This is a genomic window from Treponema sp. R8-4-B8 (genome assembly GCF_054786175.1).
Genome location: NZ_BDHE01000375.1, coordinates 1 through 456, shown reverse-complemented (window position 1 = coordinate 456; position 456 = coordinate 1). Strand labels below are relative to the sequence as shown.

Below are 456 nucleotides of genomic sequence, written 5' to 3'. Positions count from 1 at the left end.
TTTTAATTATTGACTGGCAGAATGATTTCTGGCCGGGGGGGGGCGGTGGCGGTGAAGGACGGGGACAAAGTTGTCGCTCCATTAAACGCTATCTCCCGCTCTCTTGCCGAAAAAGGAGGGCGCGTCGCCGCCACTGTGGACTGGCACCCCGCAGGGCATATTTCTTTCGCGTCGTCACATAACGGCAAAAAACCGGGCGATGTTATAGACACGCCGCTTGTTAAAGGGCAGGTTCTCTGGCCGGATCACTGCGTTCAAAAGACTAAAGGCGCCGATTTTCACAAAGACCTTGACTTAAAGCCGGTCTCTTTGATTGTCCGCAAGGGTTTTCACAAAGACATTGATTCATACTCGCCGTTTTCAATGCGTTTTTTCAACAGCGCGGCCGCGCTTCCTTCGATGGTGTAAACAAAATGACGGTAATCCGCGGAAGGGTGCCAGAAGGAATAGCGTTGT

Annotated in this window: 1 protein-coding gene; it reads left to right on the top strand. The window is 52.0% G+C overall.

Translation table 11 applies throughout. The features are described 5' to 3' along the window. The first annotated feature begins 45 nt into the window (after positions 1–45). Positions 46–408 (top strand): cysteine hydrolase family protein, encoded by a 363-nt coding sequence (locus ACYVRA_RS08830; RefSeq protein WP_461252344.1) that lies wholly within the window; start codon positions 46–48, stop codon positions 406–408. The last annotated feature ends 48 nt before the right edge of the window (positions 409–456 follow it).